The following is a 989-nucleotide window of genomic DNA, read 5'->3' as shown; positions in this document are numbered from 1 at the left end:
CCCCTTCGGCCCGGCGGCTCTTGGCCGGCGGCTTTTTGGCAGACTGGCGCTGAAAAAGCGGCGTCACGCTGGGCAGGGACTGCTGCTTGTAGCCTGGATAGCTGGCCTGGATATTGCCGGCGGTGTCCGGCGTGAAGTCCACCGGCACCCAGCCGTAGTCTTCAAGGAAGACCTCGGTCCAGGCGTGGGCCTGGTAGTCCGTCACCGTTGCCTGCAAGCCCTGCCGGCCCCGCTTGAATTGGGAGGGCTGCACGATGTAGCCGCTGACGTAGCGGGCCGGGATGCCAAACATGCGGTAGATCAAGGTCGCGGTTGAGGCATACTGGATGCAGTAGCCGCGGTGGCTTTCAAAAAGGAAGTAATCAACCGGGTCCTCCCCCAGCGGCACCAGGCCCGGTGACCGGGTGTAGCGGGCATTGCGCTTTAGCAGGCTGGAGATGAAGCTGGTCACCTGGGCCATGGTCTTGACCTTGCCCTGCTTTTTGACGCTGGCAACCAGGCGGCTTAAGCGCGGGCTCTTTTTCCGGCTGACCTGCCGGTAGGCCCTGATGAGGGCGCGGACCTGCTTTTTATAGGCAGTGAAGCCAGCCGGGTTGCTGTTCCAGTAGTAGTCGTCGCCCACCTGGACTGCCGGCTTGCTCCAATCGATCTTCATGTCCCGGCGCTCATACAGGTCATAGCTGTAGTTGGTCCTGGCCTGGCTGGTTGAATAATTGGACCAGTAAGGCACGTAATAATTCTCCAGCGGCTGGGAATAGTCCCCGACCCCCACGCTGATCGACCGGCCCTGGGCCTGGGCATTGGTGTAGCTGTTCATATTGTAGTAAATAGATGCAAAAATCCATTCCAGGTAGCTCTGATAGCGCCAGTGGGACTTCTTGGCGGCGCGCTGGAGCAGGCGCAGGTCATTGGCCCGCGTCCACCGGCTGCCGTCATACTTGTTGCCAATGAAGCTGCGCAAGTACAGCGGATCAGCCGGCCGGCGGCTG

1 protein-coding gene is annotated in these 989 nt (G+C 61.1%); it reads right to left on the bottom strand.

Going from position 1 to position 989, the window contains the following annotated elements; genetic code table 11:
• A partial coding sequence (locus lacNas_RS01255) for a transglutaminase-like domain-containing protein (RefSeq protein ID WP_201346517.1) occupies window positions 1–989 on the bottom strand: 989 nt, incomplete at both ends.

Origin of the sequence: Lactobacillus nasalidis (genome assembly GCF_016587775.1) — a bacterium.
Taxonomy (GTDB): Bacteria; Bacillota; Bacilli; order Lactobacillales; family Lactobacillaceae; genus Lactobacillus; species Lactobacillus nasalidis.
Note: the sequence above shows the minus strand (reverse complement) of the source record. Positions and strands in the feature narration are given on the sequence as shown.